This window comes from Methanosarcina sp. 1.H.T.1A.1 (genome assembly GCF_000979295.1).
In the GTDB taxonomy this organism is placed as follows: Archaea; Halobacteriota; Methanosarcinia; order Methanosarcinales; family Methanosarcinaceae; genus Methanosarcina.
On record NZ_JJQY01000145.1, the window covers coordinates 1 to 18490 of the forward strand.

The 18490-nt window shown below is 43.7% G+C and carries 19 protein-coding genes; 15 read left to right on the top strand and 4 right to left on the bottom strand.

The window, feature by feature from the left end; all coding sequences use genetic code 11:
* The 10 genes from EO95_RS17730 to EO95_RS14310 form a co-directional block, all read left to right on the top strand.
* On the top strand, window positions 1–595 hold a 595-nt coding region (locus EO95_RS17730; RefSeq protein WP_235283038.1), incomplete at its 5' end, for a hypothetical protein.
* An 860-nt stretch (window positions 596–1455) separates the two neighbouring features.
* Window positions 1456–1725 (top strand): DUF2551 domain-containing protein, encoded by a 270-nt coding sequence (locus EO95_RS14270; protein WP_048135725.1) that lies wholly within the window; start codon window positions 1456–1458, stop codon window positions 1723–1725.
* Between the two features lie 640 nt (window positions 1726–2365).
* Entirely contained in the window at window positions 2366–3262 is an 897-nt protein-coding gene (gene uppS, locus EO95_RS14275) for a polyprenyl diphosphate synthase (RefSeq protein ID WP_200895055.1), read from the top strand.
* Between the two features lie 452 nt (window positions 3263–3714).
* Window positions 3715–3924 carry a hypothetical protein gene (locus EO95_RS14280; protein ID WP_048135729.1) on the top strand — a complete coding sequence of 70 codons (210 nt, stop codon included), beginning with the start codon at window positions 3715–3717 and terminating at the stop codon, window positions 3922–3924.
* A 134-nt stretch (window positions 3925–4058) separates the two neighbouring features.
* Window positions 4059–4574, top strand: coding sequence for a rhodanese-like domain-containing protein (locus EO95_RS16835; RefSeq protein WP_052733600.1), 516 nt, complete (start codon window positions 4059–4061; stop codon window positions 4572–4574).
* A 54-nt stretch (window positions 4575–4628) separates the two neighbouring features.
* Window positions 4629–6689, top strand: coding sequence for a thioredoxin domain-containing protein (locus tag EO95_RS14290; protein ID WP_327037170.1), 2061 nt, complete (start codon window positions 4629–4631; stop codon window positions 6687–6689).
* A gap of 108 nt (window positions 6690–6797) precedes the next feature.
* Complete coding sequence (locus EO95_RS14295; RefSeq protein WP_048135733.1) at window positions 6798–7031, top strand: cytochrome b5 domain-containing protein; 234 nt, start codon at window positions 6798–6800, stop codon at window positions 7029–7031.
* Window positions 7032–7117: 86 nt separating this feature from the next.
* Entirely contained in the window at window positions 7118–7642 is a 525-nt protein-coding gene (locus EO95_RS14300; protein WP_235283039.1) for a pyridoxamine 5'-phosphate oxidase family protein, read from the top strand.
* Window positions 7643–7776: 134 nt separating this feature from the next.
* Entirely contained in the window at window positions 7777–10158 is a 2382-nt protein-coding gene (locus EO95_RS14305; protein ID WP_082106068.1) for a PEP/pyruvate-binding domain-containing protein, read from the top strand.
* Window positions 10159–10258: 100 nt separating this feature from the next.
* Entirely contained in the window at window positions 10259–10819 is a 561-nt protein-coding gene (locus tag EO95_RS14310; protein WP_048135736.1) for an adenylate kinase family protein, read from the top strand.
* Window positions 10820–10893: 74 nt separating this feature from the next.
* Here the strand turns inward: EO95_RS14310 and EO95_RS14315 are convergent, their stop codons facing one another.
* The 4 genes from EO95_RS14315 to mer form a co-directional block, all read right to left on the bottom strand.
* The gene (locus EO95_RS14315; RefSeq protein ID WP_048135738.1) at window positions 10894–11364 is read right to left on the bottom strand and encodes an Ig-like domain-containing protein; all 471 of its coding nucleotides are present in this window, start codon (window positions 11362–11364) and stop codon (window positions 10894–10896) included.
* 596 nt (window positions 11365–11960) lie between these two features.
* A complete protein-coding gene (locus EO95_RS14320; RefSeq protein ID WP_048135740.1) occupies window positions 11961–12482 on the bottom strand; it encodes a nicotinamide-nucleotide adenylyltransferase in 522 nt (173 codons plus the stop codon).
* 56 nt (window positions 12483–12538) lie between these two features.
* On the bottom strand, window positions 12539–13579 hold the full coding sequence (fpoF, locus tag EO95_RS14325; RefSeq protein WP_048135743.1) for a F420H2 dehydrogenase subunit FpoF: 1041 nt from the start codon (window positions 13577–13579) through the stop codon (window positions 12539–12541).
* A gap of 101 nt (window positions 13580–13680) precedes the next feature.
* Window positions 13681–14667 carry a 5,10-methylenetetrahydromethanopterin reductase gene (gene mer, locus EO95_RS14330; protein WP_048135745.1) on the bottom strand — a complete coding sequence of 329 codons (987 nt, stop codon included), beginning with the start codon at window positions 14665–14667 and terminating at the stop codon, window positions 13681–13683.
* Between the two features lie 781 nt (window positions 14668–15448).
* On the opposite strand from mer, the gene EO95_RS14335 reads away from it, so the two are divergent.
* From EO95_RS14335 to EO95_RS14355, 5 genes are all read left to right on the top strand, one after another.
* A complete protein-coding gene (locus EO95_RS14335; protein ID WP_048135747.1) occupies window positions 15449–15574 on the top strand; it encodes a desulfoferrodoxin FeS4 iron-binding domain-containing protein in 126 nt (41 codons plus the stop codon).
* A 109-nt stretch (window positions 15575–15683) separates the two neighbouring features.
* Window positions 15684–15914 (top strand): DUF2180 family protein, encoded by a 231-nt coding sequence (locus tag EO95_RS14340; protein WP_048135749.1) that lies wholly within the window; start codon window positions 15684–15686, stop codon window positions 15912–15914.
* An 11-nt stretch (window positions 15915–15925) separates the two neighbouring features.
* A complete protein-coding gene (locus tag EO95_RS14345; protein WP_048135751.1) occupies window positions 15926–16150 on the top strand; it encodes a DUF2180 family protein in 225 nt (74 codons plus the stop codon).
* Window positions 16151–16359: 209 nt separating this feature from the next.
* Window positions 16360–16713, top strand: a complete 354-nt coding sequence (locus EO95_RS14350; RefSeq protein ID WP_048135753.1) for a carboxymuconolactone decarboxylase family protein — start codon at window positions 16360–16362, stop codon at window positions 16711–16713.
* 266 nt (window positions 16714–16979) lie between these two features.
* Window positions 16980–18359, top strand: a complete 1380-nt coding sequence (locus tag EO95_RS14355; protein ID WP_048135754.1) for a multiheme c-type cytochrome — start codon at window positions 16980–16982, stop codon at window positions 18357–18359.
* The last annotated feature ends 131 nt before the right edge of the window (window positions 18360–18490 follow it).

Consider the following 18490-nt stretch of genomic DNA (forward strand, 5'->3'; position numbering starts at 1 on the left):
CCCTCTCTATTCGTCGGCAGCGTCAGATGTGTATAAGAGACAGGATAAGGAAAAGGACAACGGATCAGATAAGGAAAAGGACAACGGATCAGATAAAGACAACAACTGTGATGATGTAGACGAAGAAGATGAATGTGACGAAGAAGATGAATGTGACGAAGAAGATGAATGTGACGAAGAAGATGAATGTGACGAAGAAGATGACGTAGACGAAGAAGATGAATGTGACGAAGAAGATGACGCGGGAGATGACGAAAAGGAATCTGACAAAGAAGATGACGTGGGAGATGACGAAAAGGAATCTGACAAAGATAACGATGTACAGAATGAGGAGAGAAGTTCAGGCAGTGGAAAGTCAATGATAACGAGGGCATTCATACAGGCTGAAGCCAGCTCTGATCAGATTCTGGATGACAACACAGGTCTATCCACAAAAACCATGCAGGAATTTGTGAAAGCTTCTGCACAGCCAAAAGAGAGTAAATCTGAAGAAAACGGAGAGAGTGGCAGAGTCAATCAGATTCTCTCAATACTGAGCACTCTTCTGTTCGGCCTTTGCGTCTCCATATTCTCTATGTACTGGAAAATCAACTGAGTAAAAGCACAAAGAATAGAAATTGAAAAGGGTGTTCTGCCTTGCCGCAAACTGGAAGACAGGAAAATGACTAATGAGCTGCTTCTGAATAAATTTCAGGGCTGTGTGTGCCAGATAGCGTTGATATATAATCCTGTTTACTGCGGCAGCTTACTTTCTTTTTTATGACTATCCATAATCTTTCAAAGAACCCTGGACAACTCCAGACAAATAGGACCAAATCAGATTCAGGTTACTTATTCAGGTAATTTTAACAAAGCAACTTAATCCGTGATTTATACTTTTAATCATCCCTTTTCTAATTATCCCCTGTCGTCTTTCTGCTTGCAGGCTGAACTGGCAGCATTAGTTCAAAATTGTTTCCACCAATTTCTACTGTAAACTACTTATACATAAGATGTTATTCTGCAATACAAATGGATCTAATGGATCTTCAAGAAGAGCACCATCTCAGGTATAGTAACTGACAGTTAGTAACTGACAGTTAACGTTCACCGCATTCCTGTTGTGTGAGGCTGAAGGTTCGAGAGATAGAAATTATGAGGTTTCATCCTTTTCTGAATTGATCGGTGGATCTGCATAACATATCTGTATATCCATAATATACTTCAGTATAAATATTTAAAAAAAAGTAATCCTAAAATATATAAACGATAAGGATATAGGGTATTCGATTCTTAGCGCCCCTACTTAAGGGTCGCATCTGTTTGGAAATAACAATCAGACCGGGAAGAATACAGTATTAAAAGAATATAACTCAAATAAAAGAATATAACTCAAATAAAAGAATATAATTCAAATTATCATTAAAACTGAGGTGTCCGAAACTGCAGACTGCGGAAGAAAGGGTAAGAGCGAGATTGATAAAGTATCTCGGCAGGGATGAAAACGGGATACGCAAGGTTGTGCTCAATCTCTTCCTGACCGGAGACAAGTTCACCACCGGTGAAGTTTATGACTACCTTGATAAAGGAAAATTCGAGGTAAGTTACCGGGGAGTGTCAGCCATGGTCGGGCTTATGAATACCAGGCTTGGAATCCTGAGCATAAATGTCACCGGGGACCATAACGTCTATTCCCTGAAAGAGAGTTACAAGAACATTGTCGGCTCTGTTCTTGAGAACTACTGAGCCGTTTTTAGTGCTAAAAATCCTGTTTTTTATATGATATGAATTTTTCAAGTCCCCTGTTTTACTGTGTTGATGCACCAGATGAAACATAGTGAACTGCAGGTTTAAGAGCTCTATAAAAAAACTCCTCTTTTAGGGGGATAAAAAACAGGCATGTCGAAAATAGTTTTTCCGTTAAAATCAGTATATAACTTTAACCCCTACTGGGAGTTGATGCCCTAGTCCTGGCTCTATTAAATACCGGATGGTTAACTTAATTAATTTAATAAAAATTAAAAATCGTTAGTTGTTATACCTAGTTGAGATTCCTATAAATAATCATATAGCTTTTCCATCCACACGTACATATAATAGTATAAAATAGAACAGGAGCATATAATAGAACGATATGATCTCTATTTAGTAAACTCCAGGATGACGGACATAAGAATTGAAATGATCCTGAATAAATATATACAGTAAAACCTTTAAGGAAAAAGAAAAATTAACGTTTGGATTTTATGAGAAATATTGAATTCCATACCACAAAAAATGTATATTAATATTCCTGTTACCTATTATACTGCCAGGAGGAAAACAGATAATTAGCCTGAAAATGGTACCGTGGAATACAGGAGCCTTCCGGGCAGGGCTTCGCTTCATGAAAAACCGGACTTTCAGTGTGTTCTACCAAAAGTATGAGCAGATGCTTGAAAAAGAGATTTTGAGTTCTGAAATCCCCGCCCACATAGCCGTAATTATGGATGGAAACCGCAGATATGCAGGGCAGTTGGGAAAAGCTCGAAGTTTCGGGCACGCCATGGGGGCAGAAGTCACTGAACAGGTTATTGAGTGGTGTTATGAGATCGGAGTAAAACAGCTTACACTTTATGCCCTTTCTACGGAAAATTTTCAGCGTTCTGAAGAAGAAGTTGACGGCCTCTTCAACCTTATCAACGAAAAATTCCTTAAGCTTTATTCTGACCCGAGGACTCATGAAAAAGAGATGCAGGTCCGGATTATAGGAGACAGGTCAAAACTGCCGGCTTTTCTGAATGAATCCATTGAAAAGATTGAGAAAGCCACAGAGAACCATAGAATGTTTAACCTGAACGTGGCTATTGCTTACGGGGGCAGGCAGGACATAATGCAGGCAGTCCGGGATATTGCAGCCTGCGTGTCCAGTGGAAAACTATCTCTTGAAGATGTTGATGAAAACCTGATCTCAAAACACCTCTACCCTGCTCCGGGTGTGTCCGTCCCGAATGTGGACCTGATCGTCCGTACAGGAGGAGATGAGAGGGTTTCCAACTTCCTGCCATGGCAGGCTAATGGCAGCGAGTGCGCAACTTACTTCTGCGCACCTTTCTGGCCAGAATTCCGAAAAATCGACCTTCTTCGTTCAATCAGAGTGTATCAGGCCCGAAAAGACGAAAAAAAGCGGGAACACTCATATCGTGTCTCAAAAATTATAAATTTCCTTAGAGGAGGAAAATGCGGGGAAAAAAACGAAGAACTCGGAAAGCTTCTGCCAGTAAAAAAACAGGGAGTATCCTGAGATATTAAAAGCCTGTGGAAAACAGGATACCTGAATAGATGTCATTACCCCTCACTGCTGCTTCGGAGTAAAGGAAGGGGGTATCCTGCTTAAATGAGACGAACAATTAGTCCCCTGTTAACCTGTAAGTTCCATAATCACAATAAACTTTTTTTGTACTGCATAGATTTCATGTCCCTGCTTTTTCAAAGTTTCTTCCTGATCTGGTAGCCTGCCGGAAAAACAATCCCAAAAAGTACCGATATATTGATATTCCGGTGACGACTATGTAAATTGGGGAAAGTTTGGCTATACCTAATTTTTCAGTTTCCGGGGCTCTCAGATGACCCTGAGAACTTATCGCAGACCCGATAAAATAAAAAAATCTATTGACGGGATAAAGCTATCCGGTAAGGTTATCCGGTAAAGGACCAAATATTTGGTAGCTACTGATTTAGATACGGGGAGTTATAATGGGCGCTTGTAGAGAGTTAAATCCTTACTCCTGCTGGGCATGTATTTTAATGATCAGAAAACCTGATGATATATCTGCCTATCTGGCGCAGGGCTATTTTCAGGATTATTTAAAGTTTCTGGAAAGGCGAAAGCTGAAACTCATGCAGACTGCGGCACATACAGCTACTCAAGAGATATTTCAGGAGCTTCTACCAGGCCCTGACTGAGAAGGAACTGCGGCACCAGCATACAGCTACTCAAGAGGTATTTTCAGGAGCTTCTACCCGACCTCCTCAAAGGCTGCAAATATTATAGTCAACCGCCCCTGAGCTAAAGATTCAGGGGTTTCCTGTGAGGGTTTATGAATTTTCAATTCGGACTTTACAGAAAAGGAAGGGATTTTAAAATAGCTGAGGAACTGGAAGTAGGGCCTGCAAACTGGGTAAAAAAACTTTTTAGATCAAGAGACTCCGGCGTCCGCAGTTCTCAAGCTTCCAGAGAGGCTATAGAGTCCGGCAGCTCAGATGAAGGAAAAGCTACATCCGGGAAGGGAGAAAGTCTGAATCAGGAAACTATCTCAGCCTCTGAACTGCAGAAGAAACTGGAGTCTGGAGCTCCTATTCTTATCCTTGATGTCAGAGACGAAAATGAACTTTCCGGAAAACTGAGGTATCTGGAAAACTCGGTAAATATCCCTGTTAGAAGCCTGGAAAACAGGATTTCGGAGCTAAAAAATGTAAGAGACAGGGAGATAATAGTTGTATGCCGTTCCGGCATGCGTGCGGTCAGAGCTGCGGAGATTCTTACCCGAAATGGTTTTGGAAAGGTAAAGGTCCTGAGAGGCGGCATGATTGCCTGGCGGGATCAGAAAACGTGAGGAAACGCAGGGGGGATTTTACTGGGAAAAGAACAAAGAAAACATAACCGCCTGATTAACGAAAAGAGCCCTTATCTTCTACAGCACGCCTATAATCCTGTGGACTGGTATCCATGGGGGGAAGAAGCTTTTGAGAAAGCCAGAAACGAAAACAAGCCTGTTTTTCTCTCAATTGGATACTCCACTTGCCACTGGTGCCATGTGATGGCACATGAGTCTTTTGAGGATGAAGAAGTTGCAAGACTCATGAACGAAGCTTTTGTTTCCATAAAAGTGGACAGGGAAGAGCGACCGGATATTGACAATATCTATATGACTGTCTGCCAGATTATTCTTGGAAGAGGAGGCTGGCCTCTTAATATCATTATTACTCCGGGTAAAAAACCATTTTTTGCAGGCACCTATATTCCGAAAAAATCGCGCTTCAACCAGACAGGGATGCTGGAACTGGTGCCCAGGATAAAAGAAATCTGGAACCAGCAACATGAGGATGTGCTTGATTCAGCTGAAAAGATTACATCTACCATCCAGAGCATGATTGTAGAGTCTGCAGGAGACGGACTTGGGGAAGAGGTAATCGAAGAAGCTTATGACGAACTTCTGAATTCATTTGATATCGAGTATGGAGGCTTTGAAGGGGCTCCAAAGTTCCCGACCCCGCACAAACTTTCCTTTTTGCTCCGCTACTGGAAACGCAGCGGAAACCCTGAAGCCCTTCATATGGTAGAACATACCCTGGACAATATGCGCAGGGGAGGAATCTATGACCAGCTGGGCTCGGGTTTTCATCGTTATTCCACGGACAACATGTGGGTTCTGCCTCACTTTGAAAAAATGTTATACGATCAGGCTCTTACCGCAGCTGCATACACTGAAGCCTATCAGGTTACCGGGAAAAACCTGTATAAAGAAACAGCAGAGGGAATCCTTGATTACGTTTTAAGGGACCTGACATCTCCGGAAGGCGGGTTTTACTGCGGGGAGGATGCCGATGTTGAAGGGGAAGAAGGAAAGTACTACCTGTGGACCATAGAAGAGGTCCGGAGCGTCCTTGGCCCTGAGGATTCCGAATTGATTATAAAAATGTTCAATTTGAGGGAGGGAGGCAACTTTGAAGAAGAGATAAGGGGCAGAAAAACCGGAACAAATCTCTTCTACATGGCCCTCTCTCCGGGTTCCCTTGCAGCCGAAATTAATATTCCCGTCGAAGAGGTTGAAAAACGGATAAAACGTTCCAGAGAGAAACTCCTTGCAGCCAGATACGAGCGCAAAAGGCCTTCAATGGATGATAAGATCCTGACCGACTGGAACGGGCTTATGATTGCAGCTTTTGCAAAAGGCTTCCAGGTTTTTGGGGAACAAAAATATCTGAAAGCCGCAGAAAAAGCCGCAGATTTTATTATGGAAACCCTTTACAGCCCCGACAACAGGCTACTTCACCGTTACAGGGATGGAGTTGCAGGAATTTCCGGAACTTCCGATGACTACACCTTCCTGACATATGGTCTCCTGGAACTTTATGAGGCAGGGTTCCAGCTGCGGCACCTCAAAGCAGCCATTTCCCTGAACAGTGAATTGTTTGAACACTTCTGGGACCCGGCCAACGGGGGGCTCTATTTCACAGCCAACGATAGTGAATCTCTTATCTTCAGAAAAAAGGAGTTTACAGATGCAGCAATACCATCCGGGAACTCAATTGAAATGTTGAACCTTCTGCGCCTCTCCAGGATAATTGCAGATCCTGAACTCGAGGAAACTGCTGACAGGCTCGAACGCTCATTTTCAAAGCTGATCCGGAAAGCGCCTTCGGGGTACACTCAGTTTCTGTCTTCCCTTGATTTCAGACTGGGACCTTCATATGAAGTAATTATTTCAGGAAAACGCGAATCTCCAGATACAGTAAATATGCTTGAAGAGCTCTGGAGCTACTTCATACCTAATAAAGTGCTGGTTTTCAGGCCCGAAGGAGAAAATTCCGAAATTACAGACCTTGCAAAATACACAAAAGAACAGCTCCCGATTGAGGGAAAGGCAACTGCATACGTCTGCCAGAACTATGAATGCCGGCTTCCTACTACTGAAACCAACGATATGTTAAAGATGCTTAATGTTTGAGGTTCGCACTCAGCTGGATACATGCCTCAGGATGAGATTAAAACTCAGATTGGATGAGATTAAAACTCAGATCAGTACTGCAAAGTAAAAGAAAGGGGAAAATCGAAAATGAAAGAGTATACACTTGAAGAAATTTCAGAGTACAACGGGAAGAACGGCAAGGTTTACATCGCCTATGCCGGCCAGGTATACGACGTATCAAACAGTTATCTATGGGAAGACGGCACTCACCAGGGGCTCCATGATTCAGGGCAGGACCTCTCGGAAGCAATGGACAACGAAGCGCCCCACGGCCCTGAAGTTTTTAAGGATTACCCTGTTGTCGGAACTTTGAAAAAATAAAAAGGCTTTGTAATGAATGGTTTTGACAAATGATTTGAAGGTTTCAGGAAAATTCAGGAAATAGCAAACAAGAGGGAGTTGTGAGTATGAAAGATGAGATTGCATCCGTAATTCCTCAGGACCTGGAAGAAAAGGAAGGGGAAACCCCTGTAGAGAAGAAGATAGGGCTCGAAAAAAAAGAACTGCTAGAACAACTGAAAGAATTTTTTGAACCTCAGCCCCTTGCCGTCCTGGCAACTCAAAACGGAACAGCGCCTTACGTGAGCCTTGTTGCGTTTGCCTCGGATGAAAAGCTCAAGTATATTCTGTTTTCGACCACGAAAGCAACCAGGAAATACTCAAATTTGTCAGCAAATCCTTCAATTTCCCTGTTGATTGACAACAGGAAGAACACAATCGAAGATTTTCGGGACGCAATGGCTGTAACAGTGCTGGGAAAAGTAGAGCCCGTCGAGGACTTTGAGCGCAGCATAATGGAAAAAATATATCTGATGAAGCATCCTTACCTTATGGATTTTTTGCATTCGCCTACAACGGCTTTTCTGAAAATCCGGGTAGAAAAATACATTGTTGTGACCCGTTTCCAGCATGTTGTTGAAGTTTCGGTTTAATATATTAATTCGGTTTGAGATCTTTATAATCAAACCTTTTTTGATTTAATCAGACATTTAGAGATATAATCAGAAATTTAGAGATAGAATCAGACATTAATCAGACATTTTTCTATTCAGGTCTGATATTTTTAATGGAGAGGGGGTTGATTACGGGAAGGTGGATCATACCTATTGAAGAGATCCGGGAAAATACCGGAAAAGTCTGCGGAGGAAAAGCTTCTGTCCTCGGTACCCTGTCCCGGGAGGGACTGACCGTCCCGGCAGGTGTTTGCATCTGCACTGCAGCCTACGAGACATATGTTGACAGGACAGGGCTCAGGGGCAGAATCCTCCTTGAACTCAGCCGAAAGCCTTTTGAGGAGATGCGCTGGGAAGAACTCTGGGATATTTCTGAAAAAATCAAGCACATGTTCACTCTGACTCCCTTTCCCGGGGAAATGGAAAAGGAACTGGAAGAAGGGCTTGCCAGTCATTTTGGAGATAAAGCAGTTGCAGTCAGATCTTCTGCCCCCGGAGAAGACAGCGCAAATACCTCTTTTGCAGGTGTGCACGCCTCATATGTCAATATCCGTGGAGCCCGGGCTATCCTGCGGCACCTCCGCCTTGTATGGGCTTCCCTCTGGTCGGATACGGCTCTCCTATATCGAAAAGAAATGGGGCTTGATATTCTCAGCAGTGCAATGGCTGTGCTGGTTCAGGAAATGATAGAGGGAAGAGTATCTGGAGTTGCTTTCGGGGAAAATCCGGATAACGAATCCGAAGCCGTTATCGAAGCTGTGTACGGGCTTAACAGGGGGCTTGTTGACGGCACTGTGGAGCCTGACCGCTGGAACCTTGCCAGGCAGACTGGAAGCATAAAAACTCACATGCCGGCTGAAAGGGAAAAAGCGGTGTTTGCAGGAGGAGAAGGTTCGGAACTTAAAGCCCTGCCAGAAGCTTTTCAAAAAACCCCTCCTCTTACCCCTGCTGAGGTCCTGGAAGTCTTTGAACTGGCCCGAAAAGCAGAAAACCTGTTCGGAGTTCCCCAGGACATAGAATGGACCTTCAGGGACTCAACCCTTTATATTCTCCAGGCAAGGCCGATAACCACTATCCTGCGGGAAGACAGGGACGAAAAACGGCGCTGGTATCTGAGCCTCAGGAGAAGTTTCGAGAACCTCAAAGAGCTCAGGAAAGCCATAGAGGAAAAATACATCCCGGCCATGCAGGCAGAAGCCAGGGACCTGGAAAGAGAAAATATTGAAAGACTGTCAGATTCTGCTCTTGCGGGGGAAATAGAAAGAAGGGCTGAAATCTACAGGAAGTGGTATGACATTTACTGGGAGGAGTTCATACCCTTTGCTCACGGGGCCCGCCTTTTTGGAAAAGTCTATAATGAAACCATAAACCCCGAAGACCCCTATGAGTTTGCAGACCTCCTTTCCGGGACTGAAATGTTAAGCCTCGAAAGGAACCGAAAACTTGAGGAAATTTCCGGAAAAATCCGGAAGAGTCCAGAGCTTATACAGTCGATAAAGGAGCAGATTGAAGCTGAGGAAACTGCCCCGGAAAAAGAGAGCAGGCCTGAGCCCGAGATAGTACCTGCGGGGGAAACAAGACCTTCGGATACAGATACCCGACATTCAGACACAAATAGAACTGAGCTTGAAGGAAGACCTGAAATTGAAGCTGAGGGAAAAGCCTTAACTGAATTTAAAGAAGAACTTGACTCTTTTATATCCAGATACGGAGGGAGCTATTCTGAAAGTCCCGGGGCAAAAAAAGGCCTTTACAGGCTGCTCCTTGAGATGGCCCTCCATCCCCCGGCCCCCATGCCTGCAGAAAAAATAAGCAGTAACCGTATGCAGTACCTGAAAGAAAAATTTATATCCGGCTTCGAAGACAAAAATAAGCAGTGTGCATCCGAACTGCTTGACCTTGGACGTGCGAGCTACCGCCTCAGAGATGATGACAACATCTATCTCGGGAAAATAGAGGCTGAACTCAAAAGGGCGTTTTTCGAAGGCAGAAAAAGGCTAATTGAAAGAGTTTCCAGAGAAGCCAGGCTTCCGGAAGAAGCTCAGGCTTTTTACGCCCCGGAACTCACAGCAGAGCTAACAAAAACTCTTCGAGACCCATCTTATAGCCCCAAATGGAAAAAACCGCCGCTAAAGTCGAAAATCCTCAGGGAAAAGGTAAAGCCAAGGCAGCTCCTGGGAAACCCTTCCGGGCGAGGAGTAGCCGAAGGATTTGCAAAAGTTATCCTGAAAGAGACCGACCTTTTCAACCTGAAAGCAGGGGAAGTCCTTGTCTGTGATGCCGTAGACCCTAATATGACTTTTATCGTGCCCCTTTGTTCCGCAATTGTGGAGCGCAGAGGAGGAATGCTGATCCATGGGGCAATCATTGCACGAGAATATGGGATTCCCTGCGTTACCGGCGTCCCGGATGCAACAGAGCTCATAAAAAACGGAGACTACCTCGCAGTGGACGGATACCTGGGGATCGTCACGGTGCTGAAAAGGCGGGAATGAAAGAAATCCGAAAAATTTCTTAATTCGCCGTCTCACAATCAGCAGCCCAGCCAATCACCGGCATTAAGTATAACTGCGATAAACCCTTATCTCCCTCTCCATGCTCATAGGACTCACAGGTACGCCGGGTACGGGGAAAACCTCGGTAAGCAAGCTTCTAGAAAAAAGAAGGCAGTGGAAGGTAATTCACCTTAACGACCTTATCAAACAAGAACACCTCTACACCGAAGTTGATGAAAAAAGGGATGCCGTAGTAGCGGATATGGAGCTTGTCCAAAGCCGTCTTCCTGAGCTTATTAATGAAATGGAAAAAGGATCCGCAAACGAAGTAGTAATTCTTGAAAGCCACCTTGCCCACTATATTGCTGATACTATTATCGTCCTCCGGGCATACCCGCCGGAACTGAAAACCAGACTGGAGACACGCGGCTACTCGGAAGAGAAAATCAGGGAGAACACTGAGGCTGAAGCTCTCGATGTTATCCTGGTTGAAGCTTTTGAGTGGTGTGATATTGTTTATGAGGTTAATACTACAGGAAAGAGTGTTGAAGAAGTAGAGCAGGATCTCGAAAAAATCATAGACAACATCTTAAGTGGAAACGAAAAAGAAATGCCGGAGTATAAACCCGGGTCCATTGACTGGATTGACCTTGTTCCTTGATTGTGTAAGGAAAGAGCAAGGGAAACGGGGATTAAATCCCCGGAAAATTAACACTTCAATGTTCCCTTAAATGTTTATTTGCAAGAGCACTTTGTACATGTAGAGGTCTTGGAACATGTAGAGGTCTTGGTACAGCTAGAGCAACTGGTGCTGCACTTAAAATTCAGTGTTACCTTTGCAGTGTCATAAGCTCCGTACCTGTTTACTGCCCTGTATGTGAAACTATCACTTTTTTTAGAACAGGCAACTGGCTTTACATAGCTAAATGCACCATTGCTTTTCATCAGCACTTTGCCGCCTTTTGCCGTAGTGATGTACCCGGTAGTTACAACTTTGAGGCCGGATCCTTTGTCATTAGCCAGTACGTTAAATGTCTTGGATGTCTGGCTGGCAGGTACTTTGTATGTATCAGATATTGCATCTGTTTTATATTTACTTGTACTGCTGCTACTACTGCATGCTGCTCCTGTCACTGACAGGACAAAAAAGACTAATGTGAAAATACACAGTACCTTCATCCATTTATCAAACGCAAATTTTAGCATTATTACATCCTCCATAATAGTCACTTAATCATAAATATTTTAAAGATGTTTGGTTTCTAATCCGGTTTTTACTGTTTAATAAAACATACTCTTCCAGATTAAAAACAGGAATTTAAAGAGTAAAATATGTTACTATGATTAAGCGATTTTTAGGTGTGTTTTTGCAACAAACGGTTTTAATATAATTATATAGTTTAGAATTTAGGCATACTGAGATATTTTTCAATATAGTAGAATCACCTAGTGCATTTTCGAGATTATGCTCAATTACAAATAAAACCAATACGTAAAATACAGGTTAAAATTTAGAACACATCATCCTCAAAAGGCAAATAAATAATCGAACATATATTGAATAATATTAGAGAGTATGCTGAATGTAGATAGTTCCATCTTTTATAAAAATTTTTCGATTAGAGAAAAAATATTGTGATATGTGCGGCCATTAACTTTTAAATGTTATTAATAAAATAAAATTAAGAATATGCTGGTGTTTAGAGGGCTCAAAAGAACCATTAAATGACAAAATTATAACAAACCATTATGAAAGAAAGCACTATAAGAAAAAACATTATAGAGAAAAGTAAGAAAAAACATTATAGAGAAAAGTTGTTATCGCTTGCAGAAACATTCCTGAGACGGGTTACTCCATCGATATCTTTGATTGTTTCTACAACAGGTTTCGGGACAAGGTGCTCCCACTTTTCTCCCGCAGTCATCCGCCTCCTGATTTCAGTTCCAGAGTACCTTTCCCTGATATAGAGAGGGGACTCCTTAACGCAGAACCCGGCTTCCCGGAAGAGCTGGATGACGAGAGGATTGTTCGAGTACACCACGTCAAAACGAGGGGTTCTGGATGCGACGTGGTGGACCCAGATAGAGTTATACCTGACATCTTCGATGGGTAGGACGTAATGACGGATAGGGAGGTGCTCAAGCGCATTATAGAGCATCAGTACCCTTTCCCCTGCAGTAAACGGGTCGGTGGCTTCATGGCTTTTCTGGGCACTTCCGATGCCTATAACCAGTTCATCCACCTCTTCTGCAATCCGCGTAATTACGGCATGGTGCCCGAAATGATACGGCTGAAAACGTCCTATATAGAAAGCTCGTGTCATTCGGGTCCAACCTCGAATTTGTACTGGTTTTCTCTTATTGAATTTAATTTTAGACTTCAGATCGTTTCGTTGTGGATTCCAGTCTCAAAGCTGAACTTCTCGCAGACTTCGAGGAAGTGCCCGGCATTGCCCTTACGCTTCATATCAATAAGCTTTCCGACAAGTTCGAGGCCCGGTTTGGGGTCTTCCATGATCTCCATATCATCGCGAACCATATCGAAGTACTTCTCACCGATATCGGTTCTGATAAAGACCGAGTTCCACCCGTCAGGAGCCCCGACAGAACCTACTGAGATATCGGCAAAGACCGAGGTATAATCACAGCAGTGGTGGCAGGGGTTTCGGGCAAACTTGGCCACTTCCTTGATAGGCACGGAGTGAACCTCGCCATCATCGGTGTAGACCCAGAACTTACCCTTGGTAAACTCCATCTTCCGGATGTCTTCGACCTTTACCTTAAGGATTTCAGGAATGATCTTCTCAAGCATGACATCATGATGGAAACTTTCCATACAGAGCAGTCCGACAATGAGCACGATCTTTTCGTTTACATTTTCCCGGATCAGCCGTGCTGCATGGGCCTGGCAGGGCACTCCAACAACTGCAATCCGGTCGTACTTTTCGAAGGCTTCTCTGAGCGCTGCGAGTACGGGGTCTGAGGTGTATTTTGTTCCTCTCGTCCGTTCCACATCTTTCTCGCTTGTCAGCAGGACCACTTCAGGTTCCCAGTTTTCATTTCTGGTAATCCCAACTGCGCAGTCGATTTTACCCTGCTTGAAGAGAGATTTAAGGATACCGCTGGCTACTCCTCCGTCCTGGCTGCCGGCATTGTCCTTTGACTTTGCACCAAAGAACTTGCGCACATTTGTAAGCTCGTTCTCGATGAAGCCGTCCACTACTGGACAGATCCGGCTACAGGTTAAGCAACCTTCACAAACCTGGTATCCGGCCCCTTTCTCATACAGGCTCAGATCGTTCGGATCTCGAATTTCTGCCGCCTTCTTTACGGTAACAGCTCCGATAGGACATACGGCCTCGCATGCCCCACAGGCTGCGCATACGTCATGTTCGATGACTTCTGCAATCTTTGGTGGCAATCAGTTACCTCCAATGCCTTGATAAACTTGCCTTATCGGCAAGATGTTTTTAAAAATATAACGAAATAAATAAAAAATGGTTATGCAAGATGTAATAAAAATTACATCTTTGCAATGATCTCTTTGCCTATAAGCTTTATTGCTTTTTCTTTGTCAGGACCGATAGGGGATCCGGCGACAATCTGGGTTACTCCGATTGCCTCAAGGTCCTTAATCCTCTTCATGCAGTCCTCTGGAGTTCCGCAGATTGCAAAGGCTTCGATCATCTGGGGGGTAACAAGTCCGCCCATGAGGGAACCGAAGTCTCCCTTGGCAATAGCTTCACCGATCTGCTTCTTGGCTTCGACCGGGATGCTGTGGCGCTCAAGGACAAGGTCAGGGGAGCCTGCAACGATAAAGGCGACAACTACCTTTGCAGCATTAATTGCTTTTGCAGGGTCTTTGTCAATGGAGAAACAGGCGTATGCGGTAACATCGACTTCACTTGGATCACGGCCGGCTTTTGCGGCACCCTTGCGGATCTGTTCCACAGCGACCTCAAAGTCCTTCGGGTGAGAAGCGTTGATCAGGACACCGTCTGCAATTTCACCGGCAAGTTCGAGCATCTTGGGGCCCTGGGCACCCATATAGATAGGGACGTTTCCAACTTTGAAAGCAAGTTTTGCGCCTCCGAACTTGACCATTTCGCCGTCCATGGAGACTTTCTGGCCTGAAAGGAAACCTCTGATAGCCTGAATTGATTCTTTGGTGGTTGCAAGAGGCTTTTCCCATGCAATGCCCATGGCATCGAAAGTTGCTTTGTCTCCGGGTCCGAGACCGAGGACTGCCCTACCGCCTGAGATTTCAGCAATTGAAGCAATGCTGGATGCTGTAATTGCAGGGTTCCTGGTATAGGAGTTTGTAACACCGGAGCCGATCTTGATGCTATTGGTGTTAAGAGCGAGAACGGTAAGAGTGGAATATACGTCACGGTTGTTGTAGTGGTCAGTGATCCAGACGTAGTCGAATCCCTGCTGTTCTGAAAGCTTTGCGTAATATGCGATCTTTAAAGCAGGATCGGCCGGTACAAATTCTATTCCGAACTTCATCTTTGATAACTCCTTTTAACTACTGCTTAATGGCTAGATGGGTCTGTTATTCGCCCCATATATAAATATGTTACAAATTATAATTATCATCAATTATAATTGATGATAACTACAACCTTTAACTATAATTCACATAACAGTATTTAAGAATCTATATATAATTAACTGTATTAAATGAGATGTATATAAAAAACTTGATAAAACAATTTTTAAAACAGTTCTTTAAATTGAAGACCTGTTCAAGACCTGTTCAAGACCTGTTCAAAACCTATTCAAGACCTGTTCAAGACCGGTTTAAGACCTGATTCATTCAAAATGAAATAATCAAACCTTATAAACCTTTTCCAGAACAGGACATTTTCAAGCCATATTTCAAACGGTACTGATAAGGTGCAGGAAAAAGAATAATTAGCTTATTTTAAAGGAAGTTTTTCTTCTGGAACTAGGAAAAGGTTTATATTATAAAAATGTGGGGTGCCGAAATTTGCAGAGTTTACCCTGGTTAGCAAGTGACAAATATTGGGTTTACAGTTAACGAAAAGAGGAGAAGAAAACACCTTAAAGCCCGGGATAAAGATGTATGAAAAAAATAAAACCGATTTGGATAGAAGGGAAAAATTTATGTTACGTTTTTAAAAATCCTTACAATTATATACAAAGAATGGTTAATATATAGGAGTGTTGATAAAATCCGGAGTGAGTACCGGGAATTACAGGGCATGGGGAAAGCCCGCTTAAAAGTTTTGATAATTTTAAACTAAAAACAGGAGGTGAATTAGCTATGGCTGTATCCAGAAAAGGAGAAAAGTACCGATGTGAGATCTGCGGCAATGAAGTAATCGTAACAGAAGTCGGAGGCGGAACGCTTGTTTGCTGCGGAGAAGACATGACCCTCATAGAAGAATAATAAAAGAGTCAGAAATTTTCTCATATGATAAGTTTATGAGATCTAAGACCTGAAAATTTTCGGATAAAATACGAATAAAAACAGGATTTCCTGATTCGGAGGGAAAGTGATGAAGTGTTATGAATGTGCCAGAGAGGGCAAAGACACGGATGCTGTGGGGATTTGTATTGTATGTGGGAGAGGGGTTTGCAAAGAGCACCTTATTCACGAGGAAACTCCTGCGTGGGAAGGCGACTATCCTGTTGAACTTAAGCCTGACCGGGAACACATCAAAAGAATTGTCTGTATTCCCTGCCATGAAGCCCTGAAAGAAAACTGTCTGTTTAATGACGTTTGTTGAGGTGGCCTAGAATGCTGAAATGTTACGATTGCATTGAAGAAAATAAGGATAGTGAAGCAGTAGGCGTTTGCATCGTCTGCGGAAAGGGCCTCTGCATGGAACACATCAAGCAGGTAGAATTCCCCATGAAGGGAGGAGGATACCCGCTGCCCCACAAGACGCTAAAGAAGGGCCTTCCAAGGATGATGTGTCAGGAATGCATCGGCTCCATTCTTGAAGACGGGTTCTGCGTCTAAAAAGACGATTTGGCAGACCATTTATAAGGCGACATGGAAAGCCCGGGTATGGCAATTAAGGGTCATGAATATATATATTTGATAAATATTAAGTAATAATCAACATGAATGCCAATATAATCAAAATCAATATAATCAAAATCAATAACCAATTGGTAATCAGAAGTAACTAATTGGTAGCTATAATAACGGAGCGGAGGAGTAGAAGAATGACAGAACACAAAGAGATACTCGAGAGTATGGGAGAAAAAATGGGGTTCACCCCTCAAATTCTGGAGACACTTGGGGACCTTGATCCGGAATTCCTGCACAAATACAGAAGATGCGACCACAAAATTCTGACAGACGGAGCCCTCCCGGCCAAAGTAAAGATCCTTATGGCCCTTGCAGTTGTGGCATCAAAGCAGTGTGAGTCCTGTACAGTATCCCAGATGAAAAGTGCGCTCAAAAACGGGGCTACCAAAGAAGAGATTATGGAGACGATGGAAGTCATCTTCATCACCTCAGGTGCTCCTGCCGTGGCTGCATGCAGGAATGCTCTTAAACTGCTGAAAGAAATGTGAAAGCCACATTTAAAATAAATAAAAAACTACATTCCAAAATTATATTTTTTTAAATCAAAGTTGCAGTTAAAGTAGTGGTGGCGCACTTCTCTGCAAGTAACGGATTATATTCGCACCACTAACTCACTGTTCCTTAAAATTCGACTAACTATAGCATGTGAAGAGTGAACTATTATCAGTAAGTCTAAAGAATATCTCCGGGGAAAAAAGCAAACGTGCACCTGGAAAACCTGAAAACCTGAGGACATAGTCTGGGGGGAACGTCAGTGAAAAGCACGGAACTTCTAATTCTAATTACTACTATTTTTTTTGCAGGACTTGTATGTGCATCTACCGGAGCTGCAGAACCAGGCGGACCTGGAAACTTTACATCGGACCAATTTTCGAAATCCGGAATCTGTTCCAACTGCCACGGGAGCAGCTTTGGAGAATGGGATGGCTCAATGCATTCGAATGCGGACAGCGACTTCTTTTACCAGGCAATGCTTCAGGAATACGGTGTAGCTGCAGAAGCCCAGGGTCTTTCTCCTGAGTTTTGCTCTCGCTGCCATACGCCCATAGGAGTGGTTTCGGCTGAAATCCCTCCCCTCGACGGTTCTCAACTGAGCGAGGTTTCAAAAGAAGGAGTACAGTGTGATTTCTGCCACTCAGTTGCCGAAAGCGAGGGGATAGGAAACGCTCCCTATGTCCTTGAGCCCGGAGATGTAAAATGGGGAAACAGGGCCGATGCAGAGTCTCCTTCCCATGAGATCGAAGCGCACGAGTTTTATAACGAGTCCGGATACTGCGGCATGTGCCACAATATCTACCATCCGGTAAATAATTTGACTCTTGCCGCCACTTATACAGAATGGGAGGAAAGCCCATATGCTGAAGAAGGAGTGACCTGTCAGGCCTGCCATATGACCCCCGGAATCGTCGGCTTCGAAGAAAACCCTGGAAAAGCTGCCTCAACAGGCCCGGAGAGGGAACATGTGTATACCCATAACTTTGTGGGCGCAAACGCTTTCGTAACAGGCATTATGGGGGAAGGAAGGCACGAAAAAAGGGCTATTGAGTATCTTCAACACGCTGCAGAGCTTGAGGTAACAGCTCCTGATTCGGCAGAACCGGGAGAAAATGTGGAAATGAAGGTAGAAATTACAAATACAGGGGCAGGACACAAAATTCCAACCGGGGTTACTGAAGAGCGGGAAATCTGGCTTGAGCTTATTGCACTGGACGGTGAAGGAAAGGAAATATATCACTCAGGGAAACTTGACGAAAAGGGGATAATTGACCCTCGAGCAACGGTCTATCACACGGTTTTTGCGGACTCTGAAGGAAACCCCACAGTAAAAGTATGGGAAGCAGAAAGTATCCTTTCCGATAACAGAATAAGCCCGAAAGAATCTGTAGTTGAAAAGCATTCATTCATAATGCCTGAAAATGCCTCCAATCCTATCAACACAAAAGCGGTTCTTCACTACAGATCGGCTGCTCAGGAGCATATTGACGAGCTTTTCGGTGAAGGAGCCTATTCAGTGCCTGTGATTGAGATGGCAGCGTACCCCGACGAGGAAAAGTCTTCAACTCCAGGCTTCGGAATGATCGGAACGGGAATTGCACTCATTCTGGGTAGCGCCTTCAGAAGGCTTAAGAGATAAAAAGAAAGACAAAAAGAAGACAAACGTTAAAAATTAGGGCTAAAAGCATTCAGGCATAAGATTATTGCCCTGAAGACATACTATCATATAGACATATTTGAGCAGATGCTTAACTTTTGATATTAGCTTTT

What these genes read in the sequence shown, in the direction of transcription:
- uppS (WP_200895055.1), top strand. Translation starts at nt 2,366, where the DNA reads ATGAAAAACCGGACTTTCAGTGTGTTCTACCAAAAGTATGAGCAGATG.
- EO95_RS14280 (WP_048135729.1), top strand. Translation starts at nt 3,715, where the DNA reads ATGGGCGCTTGTAGAGAGTTAAATCCTTACTCCTGCTGGGCATGTATT.
- EO95_RS16835 (WP_052733600.1), top strand. Translation starts at nt 4,059, where the DNA reads ATGAATTTTCAATTCGGACTTTACAGAAAAGGAAGGGATTTTAAAATA.
- EO95_RS14295 (WP_048135733.1), top strand. Translation starts at nt 6,798, where the DNA reads ATGAAAGAGTATACACTTGAAGAAATTTCAGAGTACAACGGGAAGAAC.
- EO95_RS14300 (WP_235283039.1), top strand. Translation starts at nt 7,118, where the DNA reads ATGAAAGATGAGATTGCATCCGTAATTCCTCAGGACCTGGAAGAAAAG.
- EO95_RS14305 (WP_082106068.1), top strand. Translation starts at nt 7,777, where the DNA reads ATGGAGAGGGGGTTGATTACGGGAAGGTGGATCATACCTATTGAAGAG.
- EO95_RS14310 (WP_048135736.1), top strand. Translation starts at nt 10,259, where the DNA reads ATGCTCATAGGACTCACAGGTACGCCGGGTACGGGGAAAACCTCGGTA.
- EO95_RS14315 (WP_048135738.1), bottom strand. Translation starts at nt 11,364, where the DNA reads ATGCTAAAATTTGCGTTTGATAAATGGATGAAGGTACTGTGTATTTTC.
- EO95_RS14320 (WP_048135740.1), bottom strand. Translation starts at nt 12,482, where the DNA reads ATGACACGAGCTTTCTATATAGGACGTTTTCAGCCGTATCATTTCGGG.
- mer (WP_048135745.1), bottom strand. Translation starts at nt 14,667, where the DNA reads ATGAAGTTCGGAATAGAATTTGTACCGGCCGATCCTGCTTTAAAGATC.
- EO95_RS14335 (WP_048135747.1), top strand. Translation starts at nt 15,449, where the DNA reads ATGGCTGTATCCAGAAAAGGAGAAAAGTACCGATGTGAGATCTGCGGC.
- EO95_RS14340 (WP_048135749.1), top strand. Translation starts at nt 15,684, where the DNA reads ATGAAGTGTTATGAATGTGCCAGAGAGGGCAAAGACACGGATGCTGTG.
- EO95_RS14345 (WP_048135751.1), top strand. Translation starts at nt 15,926, where the DNA reads ATGCTGAAATGTTACGATTGCATTGAAGAAAATAAGGATAGTGAAGCA.
- EO95_RS14350 (WP_048135753.1), top strand. Translation starts at nt 16,360, where the DNA reads ATGACAGAACACAAAGAGATACTCGAGAGTATGGGAGAAAAAATGGGG.